11 protein-coding genes are annotated in these 15,277 nt (G+C 61.0%); 9 read left to right on the plus strand and 2 right to left on the minus strand.

Features of this window, described 5'->3' with window-relative positions; all coding sequences use genetic code 11:
• Positions 1–144 precede the first annotated feature (144 nt).
• Positions 145–360, plus strand: coding sequence for a hypothetical protein (locus tag LUU92_RS01435; RefSeq protein WP_257103055.1), 216 nt, complete (start codon positions 145–147; stop codon positions 358–360).
• A gap of 64 nt (positions 361–424) precedes the next feature.
• Here the strand turns inward: LUU92_RS01435 and LUU92_RS01440 are convergent, their stop codons facing one another.
• A complete protein-coding gene (locus LUU92_RS01440) occupies positions 425–2,512 on the minus strand; it encodes a TonB-dependent receptor (protein WP_257103056.1) in 2,088 nt (695 codons plus the stop codon).
• A 412-nt stretch (positions 2,513–2,924) separates the two neighbouring features.
• On the opposite strand from LUU92_RS01440, the gene LUU92_RS01445 reads away from it, so the two are divergent.
• The 3 genes from LUU92_RS01445 to LUU92_RS01455 all read left to right on the plus strand — a co-directional run bounded on the left by LUU92_RS01445 (position 2,925) and on the right by LUU92_RS01455 (position 5,356).
• Positions 2,925–4,226, plus strand: coding sequence for an OprD family porin (locus LUU92_RS01445; RefSeq protein WP_071492465.1), 1,302 nt, complete (start codon positions 2,925–2,927; stop codon positions 4,224–4,226).
• 204 nt (positions 4,227–4,430) lie between these two features.
• Positions 4,431–4,634: a tautomerase family protein gene (locus LUU92_RS01450; RefSeq protein ID WP_016979078.1), complete on the plus strand. Its 204-nt coding sequence runs from the start codon at positions 4,431–4,433 to the stop codon at positions 4,632–4,634.
• Between the two features lie 20 nt (positions 4,635–4,654).
• The gene (locus LUU92_RS01455; RefSeq protein WP_257103057.1) at positions 4,655–5,356 is read left to right on the plus strand and encodes an SDR family NAD(P)-dependent oxidoreductase; all 702 of its coding nucleotides are present in this window, start codon (positions 4,655–4,657) and stop codon (positions 5,354–5,356) included.
• Positions 5,357–5,371: 15 nt separating this feature from the next.
• Here LUU92_RS01455 and LUU92_RS01460 read toward each other — a convergent pair whose 3' ends face one another.
• Entirely contained in the window at positions 5,372–6,256 is an 885-nt protein-coding gene (locus LUU92_RS01460; RefSeq protein ID WP_257103058.1) for an AraC family transcriptional regulator, read from the minus strand.
• Positions 6,257–6,381: 125 nt separating this feature from the next.
• Here LUU92_RS01460 and LUU92_RS01465 point away from each other — a divergent pair, with 125 nt between their 5' ends.
• The 5 genes from LUU92_RS01465 to LUU92_RS01485 all read left to right on the plus strand — a co-directional run bounded on the left by LUU92_RS01465 (position 6,382) and on the right by LUU92_RS01485 (position 15,276).
• Entirely contained in the window at positions 6,382–6,876 is a 495-nt protein-coding gene (locus LUU92_RS01465) for a hypothetical protein (RefSeq protein WP_071492462.1), read from the plus strand.
• Positions 6,877–7,345: 469 nt separating this feature from the next.
• Complete coding sequence (locus LUU92_RS01470) at positions 7,346–8,278, plus strand: SDR family NAD(P)-dependent oxidoreductase (protein WP_092248467.1); 933 nt, start codon at positions 7,346–7,348, stop codon at positions 8,276–8,278.
• A 62-nt stretch (positions 8,279–8,340) separates the two neighbouring features.
• Positions 8,341–11,154 (plus strand): bifunctional glycoside hydrolase/polysaccharide deacetylase family protein, encoded by a 2,814-nt coding sequence (locus tag LUU92_RS01475; protein ID WP_257103059.1) that lies wholly within the window; start codon positions 8,341–8,343, stop codon positions 11,152–11,154.
• A complete protein-coding gene (locus LUU92_RS01480) occupies positions 11,132–14,731 on the plus strand; it encodes a tetratricopeptide repeat protein (protein ID WP_257103060.1) in 3,600 nt (1,199 codons plus the stop codon). Before LUU92_RS01475 ends, LUU92_RS01480 begins: the two co-directional genes overlap by 23 nt.
• A gap of 26 nt (positions 14,732–14,757) precedes the next feature.
• Positions 14,758–15,276, plus strand: coding sequence for a penicillin-binding protein activator LpoB (locus tag LUU92_RS01485; RefSeq protein ID WP_071492458.1), 519 nt, complete (start codon positions 14,758–14,760; stop codon positions 15,274–15,276).
• The last annotated feature ends 1 nt before the right edge of the window (position 15,277 follow it).

Below are 15,277 nucleotides of genomic sequence, written 5' to 3' on the forward strand. Positions count from 1 at the left end.
TTTTGTGTCCCAATGCCTATAAACACGAGACATTGGCATAGCTCTTGTATCGGTGCTGTCACAGTGGCCCAAGGTGATGACTGCGCAGTTCTGTCATAAACCTTGAGTAAGTTAGCCGCTCACGCAGTAGGAGAGAGCGCTGAAATGAATGCCGATATCAACCTGATGTACACGCGTACGGCCCACCCCTTGCGGGTCAGCGGCGACGCGATTCCCGCACTGGCGCTCTGGTTGAAGGAAAACGGCTCGCGACGGATCAGGCGCCAGCCTGACTTGCGCAGCGTGATGAATGAACGCTACCCGGCGGGGCTGTTCAGCGAGGATGAAGTGCACGTGTTGTGCGACCTGCTGAAAAACTGAGTAACACCGAGCACAAATGTGGGAGGGGGCAAGCCCCTTCCTACACCCTTTGGATGTATTCGATTCAGAAACTGTAGGTCCCAGTCACCACCACGCTGCGCGGTTCTCCCGGCTGGATCTGCGCCACGCTGGTCGCCGACGCATAGTAGGTGTTGTCCGCGATATTGTTCAGCGCCGCCCTCACGTCCCATTCTTTCTGGCGGAACCCCGCCAAGGCATCCCAACGGCCATAACCCGGCAGCACCACGGTGTTGAGACTGTCGGCGTAACGATCCCCCACCAGCGTCAAACCGGTTTCGGCGTACCAGCCCATCTCGGGTTTCCAGGTGATGAACAGGCTGCCGTTGCGCTTGGCCACATCACTGACGCGCTTGCCTTCAAAGCCGTTGTTGTCCTTCACGACCGTGGCGTCCTGCAGGCCGATTCCCCCGCGAACGTACCAATTGCCGACGATCTTGCCGGTGGCGGTCAGCTCCACGCCGCGTGAGCGTTGCAAGCCGCTGAGCAGGGTGATGGTGCGGTCCAGCGGGTCGCTGGTGCGGCGGTTGTAGAGCTCCAGTTCGTACACCGCCAGGGTGGTGCTCAGGCGGTCGTCGAGCCAATCGCTCTTGACCCCGATTTCCTTCTGTTTGGTCAGCTCGGGGCTCAGGTCGTTGACGCTGCCGGCGGCATTCGGGGTGATGCCGATCAGGCCGCCACCTGCCGGGGAGAACGTCTTGCTCCACGAGGCATAGAACGAGTGATGTTCCAGCGGCGTCCAGACCACGCCAAAGCGCGGGCTGGTGCTGTGGCTGTCGACGGCCTGTTGGGTGTTGAGGATTTTGTTCTTGGTGTCCACTTCGAAACGGTCGTAGCGCAGGCCGGCCAGGAGCTGCCATTGATCATTCAGGCGCAGCTGGTCTTGTACATAAACCGCACGACTTTCCACTTCGGTGTGGTTGTTGCTCGACACGCTCATCCGCCCGTTATGGCTCAGGTGGCGGTTGGGCTGGTTGAGGTCCAGGCTCGGCACGGCCTGGCCACCACGGCTGACGGCGGTGGCGGTGTAGAGCTTGGGATCGCGGCGCTGGCTGCCCAGCTCGAGGCCGGTGAGCAAACGATGCTCCAGGCCGAAAGTGCTGAAGCCGCCTTCCAGTTCGACGTTGTTGAAGAGGTTCCGCGTGGTCAGGTCTTGCTGCCAGCGCTGGCGTGTCACGCTGTTGGTCGCAGGCACGTAGGCGGTCTGGTAGGTGTTGTCGAAATCGCTGTCGAGCTTGAATACACCCAGGGTCTGGCGCAGTTGCCAGTTGTCGTTGAGCTCATAGGCCAGCCTGGAGCGCAGGGACTGGGATTTGTCGTCGATGTAGTCGCGGCTGTCGAAGTAAGTGGTGCTGCGGCTCACATCCGCCGGCCGGCCGTTGACCCCGGGAACGCCACGGTCCGGCGTGCGGTTGTAGCGGCTGTATTCGTATTGCACCAGCCAATTCAGGTCCGCCGTGAGCTGCCAGCTCATGGACGGTGCAAACAGCTGGCGATTGCCGCTGACGCCATCGCGCCAGCTGTTGTTGTCCTGGTTGCCCATGTTCAGGCGCAGGCTGATGTCATCGGTGGGGTCGGTGCTGAGGTCGGCATACAGACTGCGCAAATCGTTGCTGCCGCCTTGGGCCTCGATACTCGACTTGTGGCCGGCGCCAGGCAGTTTGCTCACACGGTTGACGATCCCTCCCTGACCGCCTCGCCCGTAGAGTACGGCTGCCGGCCCCTTGAGCACTTCGATGCGCTCGATGTTATGCAGGTCGCGCACGTACTGGCTGTCATCGCGGATGCCATCCAGGTAGAAGTCATTGCTCGCGTCGAAACCCCGGATGCGTAGGCTGTCGAAGCGCGTATCGGCGCCGCTGCTGACGTTGGGAATGCCGCTCAACGCCTGGCCCAGGTCATTGGTGCCGTAGGCGCGCAGGCTTTCGGTCTTTACCGAGTCGATGGCCTGGGGCACATAACGCACCGGCGTGGCGGTGCGGGTGGCGGTGCTGGTTTCCTTGACGCGTGGGTCGTCTTCGTCAGCTTCGGCGCTGATCGAGGTTTCGGGCAACGTGGTGGCCGCGCAGGCAAAACCGGCAGACAGCAGAACGGAAAGCCCAAGGGTGATGGGCGTCAGGCGAGGGGCAGGCATTAAGAAATGTATCCGAGTGGTTTGGGAGAAAAACAGTACGTTAATGGTAATGCTTTGCATTTGCGCACGTTATCCATTGCCAAACGTATCGGCTTTGAAATGTGTTACGAGATGTGTTTTTTGTCGTTTCGGATGCGGTTTTTTGTCGCTTTCGATGTGGCTGTAGGCCCTGGCTTAGAATTATTTCGCCTAAATACAGACGATTCGCGAAATTGACACATAGTTCCGGGCGCGACTAGGATTGCGCCCAACGCCTGTGGCTAACCGCCATGACTCATCCAATAAAAAAGGCCCGCGGCATGTTCAGTCGTCCGCGGGCCTTCTTTTTTCCGGATTCAGTCGACACCAGAAAAAGCATTACGGAGCCTGGTGTCACAGCGCGTACTCAACCAGGAATAAGGAATACAAGAAAATGTTGAAGCAACGGATGAGTCTGATCGCTCTGGGGATTTTGAGCGCATCGACAGCAATGGCAAACGACCAGGACCAGTCCAAGGGTTTTATCGAAGACAGCCACCTGAACATCGCCGCACGTAACGCCTACATCAGCCGCGACTACAAAAACGGCAAGCAAGACAAAGCCGAGTGGGGCCAAGGCTTCATCGGCAAGCTGGAGTCCGGTTTCACCCAGGGCACCGTCGGTGTGGGTGTGGACGTGATCGGCCAATACGCTATCCGCCTGGACGGTGGCAAAGGTCGCGCCGGCGCGGGCGGTATCGACTTCTTCAAACCGGGTAATGGCACTGCCGACAACCCTGGCTCGGCACCCCACGACCTGGCCAAGGGCGGCGCTGCCGTCAAGTTCCGCGTTTCCAACACCGTGCTCAAGTACGGTGATCAGTTCCCAGCCGTGCCTGTGCTGCAGTACGACAACTCCCGTCTGTTGTCGGAAACCTACACCGGTACCTCGATCGTTTCCAAAGAGATCGCCGGTCTGCAACTGGACGCGGGTCACTTCACCAAAGAAGCGCGCAAGAGCATGGAAGGCACCGACAGCGGTCGCCTGAAAAGCATCGACTACATCGGCGGTAGCTACAAATTCACCGAAAGCCTGTCCGCCGCGCTGTATGCCTCCGACATGCAGGACGTGCTGAAGAAGCAATACGTCAACGTCAACTACGTGCTGGCCCTGCCAGAGAAGCAGTCCCTGACTTTTGACTTCAACGGCTACAAAACCAAGCTGGACAAGAGCTTCGCCCTGGAAAACCAAGGCAGTGAAGATGCTCGCGACAACAAAATCTGGAGCCTGGGCGCGACCTGGGCCGTTGGCCCGCACAGCTTCACCGTGGCTCACCAGCGCAGCACCGGCGACACCGGCTACCTGTACGGCGGCTACCGCAATGCTGGCGGCATCGGCGACGGTGGCAACACCATCCTGCTGGCCAACTCCTACTGGTCCGACTTCAACGGCAAGGACGAGCGTTCGTGGCAAGTGGGCTACGGCATCGATTTCGCCACCTTCGGCGTGCCGGGCCTGACCTACAACGTTGCCTACGTACGGGGTACCAACATCGACGACGGTACCAACCGCGGCGACGGCACCGAGCGTGAAATCTGGAACCAGTTCAAGTACGTGGTCCAGAGCGGCCCGGCCAAAGACCTGAGCCTGCGTGCGCGTGCGTCCTGGTTGCGCGTTTCCAACAACGCCAGCAACTACAACGTAGGCGGTAACGAAATCCGTCTGTTCGCCGACTATCCGATCAACGTTTTCTAATTGATCCTGCGTCGCGCCTGAGTGTCAGGCGAAAAAAACCCCGACTGGTTCGGGGTTTTTTTATGCCCGTCTATGCAAGGCGGACTTGTTACATCGGATCACCAATGAAGTAACCGGGCCCACCTTTATCCCCTTCCAGCGCAAGCCTAAATTGGCCCCACGGCTCGCCCATCACCCCGATGGTCGGCCACTGGAGTCCTCGCTATGCCCTTTGTCAGCCTGCGCATCACCCGTGACGGCGTTACCCCCGAGCAAAAAGCCCAGGTCATCGCCGAATTTACCGAAACCCTCGAACGCGTCCTGCACAAACGCCCGGACCTGACCCATATCGTCATCGAAGAAGTCGACACCGATAACTGGGGCTACGCCGGCATCACCACCACCGAATACCGCAAATCCCAAGCCTGAATCCCTACCGGAGCATCCTCATGAAAAAAGTCGTCATCATCACCGGCGCCTCCCAAGGTATCGGCGCCGCCGTCGTCCAGGCCTACCGTGCCCTCGACTACCGCGTGGTCGCCACCTCGCGCTCGATCCAGCCGTCCACCGACCCCGACATCCTCACCGTCGCCGGCGACATCGCCGACCCGGCCACGGCCCAGCGCATCATCCGCGACACCCTGGCCACCTTCGGGCGCATCGACAGCCTGATCAACAACGCTGGCATCTTCATCGCCAAACCCTTCACCGCCTACACCCAGGCGGACTACGCCAACGTGCTTGCGGTGAACCTCCATGGCTTCTTCTACATCACTCAACTCGCGATTGCCGAGATGGAAAAGAACCACGCCGGCCACATCGTCAACGTCACCACCAGCCTGGCTGACCACGCCATTGATGGCGTGCCGTCGGTACTCGCCAACCTCACCAAAGGCGGCTTGAATTCGGCAACCAAATCGTTGGCGATTGAATACGCCAAGCGTGGAATCCGTGTGAACGCAGTGAGCCCGGGCGTCATCAAGACGCCGATGCACGGCGAAGAAACCCACGCGGCGCTCGGGCAATTGCACCCGGTCGGGCACATGGGGGAAGTGAGTGACATCGCCCAGGCAATTGTCTACCTGGAAACCGCCGGTTTTGTGACCGGCGAGATTCTGCATGTCGACGGCGGGCAAAGCGCCGGGCACTGATACACACGTCCCGGCCTAGCCCGGCCGGGCGTTGTCATCCCGAGGCGAGCGGCCGAAAAAAGCTTTATAGGCGCGACTGAACGCCGCTTCGGATTCATAGCCAATTGCAAAACCCACTTCTCCGATGCGGCCGTCCTGTTTGGCCAGCATGGTTTTCGCCAGGGTCAACCGCCATTCATTCTGATACCGAAGCGGCGAGCGACCGACCAGGGCGCTGAACCGTTCGCAGAAATTCGACCGCGACATGCCCGCCACCTCAGCCAGGTTGTCGATGCGCCATTGCCTGCCCGGTGTTTCGTGAATGGCTTTCAGCACGCGGGCGATACGCGCGTCCGACAACCCACCCAACCATCCGGAAGCGGCGCCCTGGTGCACCCAGGTGCGCAGGATGCGAATCACCACCAGGTCGATCAGGCGCGAAATCATTAATGCCCCGCCCGGTTGCGTGTCGTGGGCTTCGAGCAACATGAAATGCAGAATGCCTTCCGCCCATGCGGCGGCGTCGGCTTGCTGGATGTGGATCAGCCGAGGCAGGGCGAACAGCATGGCCTGGAAACTGCTCGCGTCGAACCAGAAGCGGCAGATGACTACGGTTGCCGGCCCATTCAGGGCGGTCAGCGTGATGCCCGTTGGATCGTGGGGCAGCAGGATCACATCGCCTTGCTCCAGCGCTACGGGAGGCTGATCAGCAACGTTGAGATGCAACCGGCCGTGCTGGAGCACGCAGATGTGCGCGCTTTTTTCATCCAGCGTGAGGGGCTGTGCCTCCGTCAGCGTGCAGGAATGAACCCGATCACCCGTCAGGCGGATCTGCGCCAGTACCTGGGACAGCAGGTCGCCCTTGGCCAGCCCTGCCAGCTGCAATTTCGGATGAATGATCAAGTTTTCCAAGGGATTCATCATGTCGGTTCGACCCCGCCCTCACTAAGCTGACCGCCGAGATCATAGCGCGCCGGCGCCATCGGGATGAGCCTTTCCCGCGCTGACCGTTTTTGCACATCATCCAACCACATGGGAACCCCACTATGTTCGGAATCTCCGCTCTCGGCTGGCTGCACACCCTCGGCAGCCTGCCGGCCATTCCACTGGCCGCCTACATGTTTATCCGGCATGGCCGTATCGTGCCTCGGTCAGTGCCGGGGTTGTTGTATTTCGTGTCGATGATGATCGGTGGCCTCACCGTGTTCCTGGTCGCGCATCAGCCCGTCAGCAACGCCATCGGCATCATTACGATTGCGCTGCTGTTGGCGGGCTATGGGGTAGGGCGCGTGGCCTGGCTGGGGCGAGCCCGGGTGTATGTGGAGACGATCTTGCTGAGCCTGACGGCTTTTTTCCTGATGGTGCCCACCGTGTCCGAGACGTTGCGCCGCGTTCCCGATGGCCACCCCTTTGTCACTGACCTGAAATCGCCGGTGCTGCTGGGCGCGCAGGCGGGCATTGCGCTGGCGCTGGTGATCGGTGTGACGGCGCAAATGGTGTACCTGCGCAGGCAATCGCGCCTCAGCACTGCCCAACGCTGAAAAACCGGGCAGGAACTGCCAGCTTTCATCGCCCAACAGCGTGTAGCCGCCCATGAAGTAGGAGCCAGCAATCGTCACGCAAGTCGTCTCGACCACACAGCCTGGGCCACGAATATGGGTGCAGTAGACGTGATACCTGGAAGGGTGAAAAAAAGACTGCGCCCTATTAGTAGCGTCAAATAAGTGGCAATTTTGACTCGGGTTTGCCGTCTGGCGGCATCTTAGACAATTTGTTGACAGTCTCTTTTGGATCCACCATGATTCCCGCGATGTTGATGGCTCTAAGCCATTAAAGTGACATTAGTAACGCGCATTCGTCCCATGCTGTGGTTCTTCAGATTCAGGGATAAGGCGGCTTGGACTCGGATGGCCAGGCGACGTTGGTCAGGGTAGCCCTAAAACACTGTCACCTTTAATTAGCAGGCTCGTTTGTCGGTGCCTGCGCTCGAGTCTCTAGGAAGTAAACTTCATGGCTGTAGGACGAATTCTGGTCACCGGTGGTGCAGGTTTTATTGGTTCACATCTGGTAGATGCGTTGCTGGGCAAAGGCTACAAGATTCGCGTATTGGACAACTTGTCGACCGGTAAGGTGGCTAACCTGCCCGCCGGTAATCCTGATCTGGAACTGCTGGTTGGCGATGTCGCCGACAGCGCCGTGGTCGAGCAAGCCATGGTTGATTGCAGTGCAGTCGTGCATCTGGCTGCGGTTGCGTCGGTGCAGGCCTCGGTAGACGATCCTGTCGCCACTCACCAGGCCAATTTCGTCGGCACTCTCAACGTGTGCCAAAGCATGCTCAAGGCCGGTGTGGCACGTGTGGTGTTTGCCTCCAGCGCGGCTACCTACGGCAACAACGGCGAAGGCACGGCCATCGCCGAAGACACGCCCAAGTCGCCACTGACGCCTTATGCCAGCGACAAGTTGGCCAGTGAGTACTACCTGGACTTCTACCGTCGCGAGCACGGCCTGGAGCCAGTGATCTTCCGCTTTTTCAATATCTTCGGCCCACGCCAGGATCCGTCTTCGCCGTACTCCGGCGTGATCAGCATCTTCACCGAGCGTGCGCTGGCAGGTAAGCCGATTACCGTCTTTGGTGACGGTGAGCAAACCCGCGACTTCGTCTACGTGCAGGACCTGGTGAGCATCCTCGTCCAGGCGGTGGAGACCCGCGAACCGGCACCTGAAGCCATCAACGTAGGGCTCAGCCGTTCGACCAGTCTCAACGACCTGATCGCCGAGCTGGGCCGTGCCACCGGTACTGCGTTGAACGTGACGTACCAAGCTTCACGTCAAGGCGACATCCGTCATTCGCGCGCGAATAACGCCCGTCTGTTGGAGCGCTTTGCACTCCCGCAACCGACCTCCATTGGCCAGGGTTTGGCGCAGCTGTTGCGCAGCTTGTAGTTCGTCGGTCACTTCGCCCGACGTCTACGCAGTATTGGCTCAGTCATCTTCAAGAGTGAATTATGGAAATCGTTTTCCGCAGGACGCGTATCCGCGCGATCGCTGAGCGGCTGTTGGCTGCTTTTGCCTTATTCGTCGGCGTGCCGACTGTGCACGCTGCTGCCTTGGCTCAACCGAACAGCGTGGCTTTCTGGTACGCCGAGCAACCACCGCTGCCGGAACTGGCGCAGTTCGACTGGGCCGTGGTCGAACCGGGCCACATGACCCCTGGCGATGTGAAAACCTTGCGGGCGTTGGGCAGCCAGCCGTTTGCCTACCTGTCCATCGGTGAGTTTGACGGCAATAAGGCTGAGGTCGAGAAAGCCGGGTTGAGCAACGCGGTTTCCCCTGTGCGCAATCACGCCTGGAACAGCCAGGTGATGGATCTCACGTCGCCGGTCTGGCGCGAGCATCTGTTCGGACGTGCCAAGGCTCTGGAAGCGCAAGGCTATGCGGGTCTGTTCCTCGACACCCTCGACAGTTTCCAACTGATGCCCGAGGCTTCGCGCGAGAACCAGCGCGTCGGCCTGGCCAGCTTGCTGCGTGAGCTGCACAAGCGTCAGCCGAACCTGAAGCTGTTCTTCAACCGTGGTTTCGAAGTGTTGCCTGAGCTGGACGGCGTTGCCGCCGCCGTGGCGGTCGAGTCGATCCATGCCGGTTGGGATGCTTCCGCCAAACGCTATCGCCCGGTGTCCGAGTCTGATCGCCAGTGGCTCGAAACCCACCTGCAACCGCTGCGCGCCAAGGGCGTGCCGCTGGTGGCCATCGACTACTTGCCACCCGAGCGTCGTGAGGAAGCGCGCACGCTCGCCAAGCGTCTGCGCGATGAGGGGTTCATTCCCTACATCAGTACCCCGGACCTCAACACCCTGGGCATCAGCAGCATCGAGGTCCAGCCGCGCCGTATCGCGATGATCTACGACCCGCGTGAAGGTGCACTGGAAGATGCCGCTGGCCATAGCAACCTGGGTGGTTTGTTGGAGTACCTCGGTTACCGAGTCGATTACCTGCCCGCCGACAGTGACCTGCCGCTCTACGGTTTCAGTGGCTTGTACGCGGGCGTGGTCACCTGGATGACCAGCGGCCCGCCGCAGGATGCATCGGCGTTCAATCGCTTTATCAATGCCCGTCTGGACGAGCAGGTACCAGTGGTGTTTTTCAGTGGTCTGCCGGTTGAAGACAAGTTGTTGCTCAAGCGCCTGGGCCTGAAGCTGGATGCGCCGCCCGCCACTCAGGTGTTGACCATCACCCACCAGGACAAGGCCCTGCTGGGCGCATTCGAGGCACCGGTGGTGCCTCGCTCCCGTGACCTGGCAGCGGTCTTCGTATTGCCCAACGGCCCAACCCCGGCGTTGTCCTTGAGCGGTGCCAATGGCGCCGTTTTCAACCCGGTGGTGGTCGGTAAATGGGGGGGACTTGCGCTTGCGCCTTACCTGCTCGAAATCAACAACGAGCGTAGCCGCTGGATTCTCGACCCTTTCGCGTTCCTTCAGGCCAGCCTGCGTCTACCGGCGCAACCTCGGCCGGACACCACCACCGAAAATGGCCGGCGCATCGCGACCGTGCATATCGATGGCGACGGATTTCCCTCCCGCGCCGAAGTGCGCGGCACTCCCTATGCCGGTCGTCATACCCTGGACGACTACATCAAGCCCAACCCGTTCCTGACGTCGGTGTCGATCATCGAGGGCGAGATCTCGCCGCGTGGCGCGTTCCCCTTCCTGGCCCGCGAGCTGGAGCCGATTGCCCGCGAGATCTTCGCCAACCCTAAAGTCGAAGTGGCCACGCACACCTACAGCCACCCGTTTTTCATGCAGCCGGATAAGGCCGAGAAGCGCGAAAATTTCAACCCCGAATACGGTTTGAACATGAAAATCGCCGGCTACGAAAAAATCGATTTTCGTCGGGAGATTTTTGGCTCGCGCGATTACATCAATCAAAACCTGACTACGCCACAGAAGCCGGTGAAGATGGTGTTCTGGCCAGGCGATGCGCTGCCATCCGCCAGCACCATCAAGCTGGCCTATGACGCGGGCTTGAAAAACGTCAACGGCGCCGAAACCATCATGACCAAGGCCAACCCGTCCCTGACCGGGTTGAACCCGTTGCTGCGGCCGACGCCTGGGGGGTTGCAGTACTACGCGCCGATCATCAACGAAAACCTCTACACCAACCTGTGGAAAGGCCCGTACTACGGCTTCCGTGAGTTGATCGAGACGTTCGAACTGACCGACAGTCCGCGTCGCCTGCGCGGGCTGCACCTCTACTACCACTTCTATTCCAGCACCAAGCAAGCCTCGATCAAGGCCATGCACGAGATCTACGGCTACTTGCGCGAGCAACAGCCGATGTCGTTATGGATGAGCGACTACGTCGACCGTCTGCATGGTCTTTACCAGTCGAGCCTGGCCCGAACTGCGGACGGCGCCTGGCAGATTCGCGGGATGGACGCTCTGCGTACCGTGCGCCTGGATGCACAAATGGGCTGGCCGGACTTGCTCAAATCCCAAGGTGTCGCGGGTGTACGTGACTTGCCGCAAGGGCGCTATGTGGCCCTGAGCAGCGACAAGGCATTGCTCGCATTGCGTGCGGACAGAGATCCCCGCCCTGCGCTGGAGGAGGCCAACGTGCCGTTGCTCGATTGGCGTTACCTGGACGATCGGCGCGTGAGCTTTTCCTTCGCCGGTCAGTTCGACCTGACCTTCACCGTACGCTCGGCAACCGCCTGCCGCGTGGAAGTCGATGGGCAACGATTCGCAGGCAAGGCCTCGGCTGGCCTTTGGACTTTTCAACTTCCCATGAAGCAGGTGAGTAATGGTCAACTCCTCTGCAACTAAAAGCAGCCGCCTGCTCAACCCATGGGCACTGGCGGTGGTCGCTGTCGCCGTGGGCGGCCTGCTGTGGGCAACCTTCCAGCGTGAAGAAGTGTTCCAGCCCGACGGGCGCGAACCCGACGCCGTGTCGGCCAACTATGCCGAGCTGTTGCTGACGGCGCACCCGGATGACGACCATTTGCGTTTGCAATTGGTCGACTTGCTGATTCGCCTGGGTGACTACACCAAGGCGCGCCAACACGTGGACGCCTGGCCCAAGCCGCAGCCGGAGATCCAGGCCTACTATCGCCTGGAGCTGGACGCGCTGATCGCAGCCAGTGGCAACGACCTGATTGCGCAGCATGCGTTGGTCGAGCGTCTGCAAAGCTTCGATCATCGCAAGCTGCCGGTGGCCCAACTGCAAAGCCTGGCGAAGCTGGCGTTGACCCTGCAGGCGCCGGCGTTTGCCGCCAGTGTGTTCGAAGAGATCGCAGGGCGTGACCCGGCGCAGCGCACCGAGGCGCTCAAATTCGCCGCGCAGTGGTACTTGGCGGGTGAGCAGCCTGCGCACGCGGCAGACATCTATCTGCAACTCGAGCGTGACGCCCAACTACCGGCCGAACGACGGGAGTACGCGCAACTTGCGTTCAACAGCCTGCTCTCGGCCGGCCGTGACGAGCAGGCCGCGCAAGTGCTGGCTGACGAGCTGCCCCGGCTGACGAACCCGCAGACCGACGTGGCGTGGCTGGAGCAAGGCGTGGATATCGCCGTTGCGACCAGGCAGTTCGACCTGGCCCGGCGCGTGCTCCGGCAGTGGCATGACCTGGAGCCTGGCAACCGCAAAATCCTGGTCAAAGAATTCCAGGTGCGCCTGTCTATCAATGATCTGGCGGGTGCGTGGGAAACCGGTCAGGAGCTGGTCATCGATTACCCGGATGACACCGAGTTGCTGGGGCAAATGGCCAAGCTCGGTGAGTGGCGCGGTGATAACGAAGCCGCGCTGGATTACTGGATTCGCTTGCTCAAACTCAAGGAGGACCCGAAAACCCGCGAGCACGCCTGGCGCCTTGCCAGCCTGCAATTCGACTTCGCCCGCTCGATCCCGTTGCTCGCCGACATCATGCAGCAGCGTGCGCTCACGGACATCGAGCTGGATGCGTTGATCTACGCTCATGAGTCCCGTGGTACACCGGCTGAAGCCGAGGCATGGCTGCGCACCTACCTGCGCAAGTACCCGGCCCATCGCCTGGCCTGGACACGCTTGCTGCACAACCTGGAAAACACCGGGCAGTTCGCGGCCAAAGGCAAACTCTACAAGGACTATGCAAAACGCTACACGCTGACCACCGCCGAATTGGTCGATTGGGCCAGCACGCAAATGAAGCTGTTTGATGAGCCGGCGGCCTGGGAAGTGGTCAAGTCGGACGACTCATCCATCGATGACCCGGAATACTGGCGCACCCGTGCGGCGCTCGCCTGGGACCTGGAGCGCGACGAAGACTTGCGCGTCTCCCTGGAAAAACTGCTGTCCCTCAACGGCAAGCTGACCAGTGGCGACGAGAGCCAGTTGATCACTCTGTATCGCACCCGGGACCCGCAGCGTGCCTTGAAGTTGATGGTCGACAGCTGGCACCGCGCCCAGGATCCGCAACGGTTGGTCGAGGCGCTGCAACTGGCCCAGGAGCTGCACGAGTGGGATCAGGTCGTTACCCTGTTGGAAGACGCCAGGCAATACCCGCAGGCCTACGAGCAAGCCCAGGTCCTGGCGGTACGCGGTGCCTTGGCGGTGGAGCAGGGCGATCCCTCCGAGGCCGAGCGTCTCTATCTGCTGGGCTTGTCGCGCTACCCCGATGACAACCTGTTCCGCGAGCGTTTGACCTGGCTGTATGTCGACCAGGCCGACACGGCAAAACTCAAACCCCTGCTGGCCAAATGGCGTGCCTATGCACGGGCAGACCGCCTGCTCTGGCTGCCGTTCGCCAGCGCCAGCCAGCTGTTGGGGCGCGATGCCGAGGCGTTGGCCTGGTATCGCATGTACCTCAAGCTCAGCCCGAACGACTGGCTGGTGCAGGCCGCGTATGCCGATGCACTGGACACATCCGGCTACCAGGACGCCGCCCAGCGCCTGCGCTTGAAGTTGCTGCGCAGCCCCGAGGCCGACAACCTGCAACCCTCGTCCCAACGCTATGCGATCTGGCTGCGCTTGATGTCGAGCAGCTACTCGCCGCAGAAGGCCCAGCAAGAATTGCTGAAGTGGAAAGACGGTTCGCCGTCGATGAAACAGCTGTGGTTCGAACGCCTGCTGGCCCGCCTGGATGCGACCAACCAGCAAGCGCAGAAAGACGACTGGCTGGCCTGGGCGCGCACCCAAGGGCTCAAGGTCGACCGTTACGAGCAGATCCAGGAGGCCTTGCGCAGCCGCAATAAAGCCCAGGTCGAAACCCTGTTGGCCAGCAGCGACCTGAACCCGGCGCAGCGCGCACAGGCGCTCAGCCGTTTGGGGCGTACCAACGAGGCACTGGACACCAGCCTGTCCGCACTGGGCGACGACCAGCCGGATTCGGTGAACGAGCAACTGCGTCGCCAGGCGGTGGAGATCCACGAAGCCACCCCGCAAGGCGCATTGCTGTCGTATCAGAAACAGGATTTCGGTGGCTTGTCGTTTGACTCGCCGCGCCTGGAAATCGCCCACAACCTGGGTGACAACTGGTACGCCGATGTCGAGATGGAACACGGCAACTATAAAGGCGACGACGTCATCTCTTCGCGCATCGGCGACGAGAGCAACGCGGCCCTGACCTTGGTGCGCGCGGTGGAAAACGGCAGCTGGAAGCTGTTCGCCGACACCAGCCAACGCAAGGACGACGACCGTAACGGCCTGGGCCTGTCGCGCCTGTGGCAGTTGGGCAACAGCCACCAGATCGAGACCGGCCTGGACTGGCATCGCAAGAGCGACGACAGCGGCCTGATGCGTGCTTTCGGCCAGCAGGACCGCGCCTGGGTCGGCGGCCGTCACGGCCTGACTGCGCGGGATCAGTTGAGCTGGGAAGTGGCGCAGCGCTCGTTCTCGACCCGTGCCGGCGACTCGTTGGGCAGCGGTCATGCATTGAAGCTGGAGCTTAACCACACGCTGGAATTCGCCGGGCCTAACTGGACGGTGCGCAGTGGTGTGGATTACCAGAAGAACAACGTGAAGGATCGCAACCTGGATTACCTCTCCAGCGACTTCAAAGGCCCGATTCGAGTGCCTGATGTCGCGCCGCCTGAGCCGGGTGACCCGATCGAGTTGCAGACCATCCCGTCGGGCGACCTCCTGCAAAGCCGCTACGGCCAGCTCTATGTCGGTACGTCCTGGCGTCGCGGCATCCCCGGTGCGCTGGTGCGCAGCAAGCCGCAATACACCTGGCTGGTGGACATGACGGCGGGCTGGCAGTGGACCGACCAAACCTTCAACTACGGCGTCAACACGGGCATTGGTTTCGAAGTGCTGGGTGACGACGAACTGGCCCTCACCTTCGGCTACCAATCTGCGCCACAAGGCGGGGATGGCAAGTCCGGCGGCACACTGGGCATGAGCTACGGCGTGCGTTTCGGGCGCTGATTACAGAATCTACGGGAGAAAAACCTATGCAAGCAATTCGTAACCTGAGCCTGGCCCTGACAGTGCTGTTCGTCGCCGGCTGCTCCAGCTTCACCAGTGAAAACAGCCCTGACCTGCCGCGTAACGCGCAGTGGGGCATCGTGCCGATGATCAACTATTCGCAGACCCCGCAAGCCGGTGAGCGCAGCGAGCAGATCCTGCTCAGCGTACTCAGCAGCCATGGCCTGCAACCGCGTGTTTACCCGACCAGCACCCAGGGTGAGCAGGCGCTGATGGACGACAACGAGCGCCTGACCGGTGCCCTGGAATGGGCTCGTGAGCAAAAGCTCGATTACGTCATCGCCGGCAGCGTCGAAGAGTGGCAGTACAAGAACGGCCTGGATGGCGAGCCGGCGGTGGGCATCAGCCTGCGTGTGTTGGACGCCAACAGTGGTCGTGTGCTCTGGAGCAAAAGCGGCGCGCGCGCCGGTTGGTCCCGTGAAAGCCTGGCGGGCAATGCTCAGACGGTAATCGACAAACTGGTTGGCGCCCTTCGATTCGAGTGAA

Origin of the sequence: Pseudomonas extremorientalis, from assembly GCF_024584605.1 — a bacterium.
Taxonomy (GTDB): domain Bacteria; phylum Pseudomonadota; class Gammaproteobacteria; order Pseudomonadales; family Pseudomonadaceae; genus Aquipseudomonas; species Aquipseudomonas extremorientalis.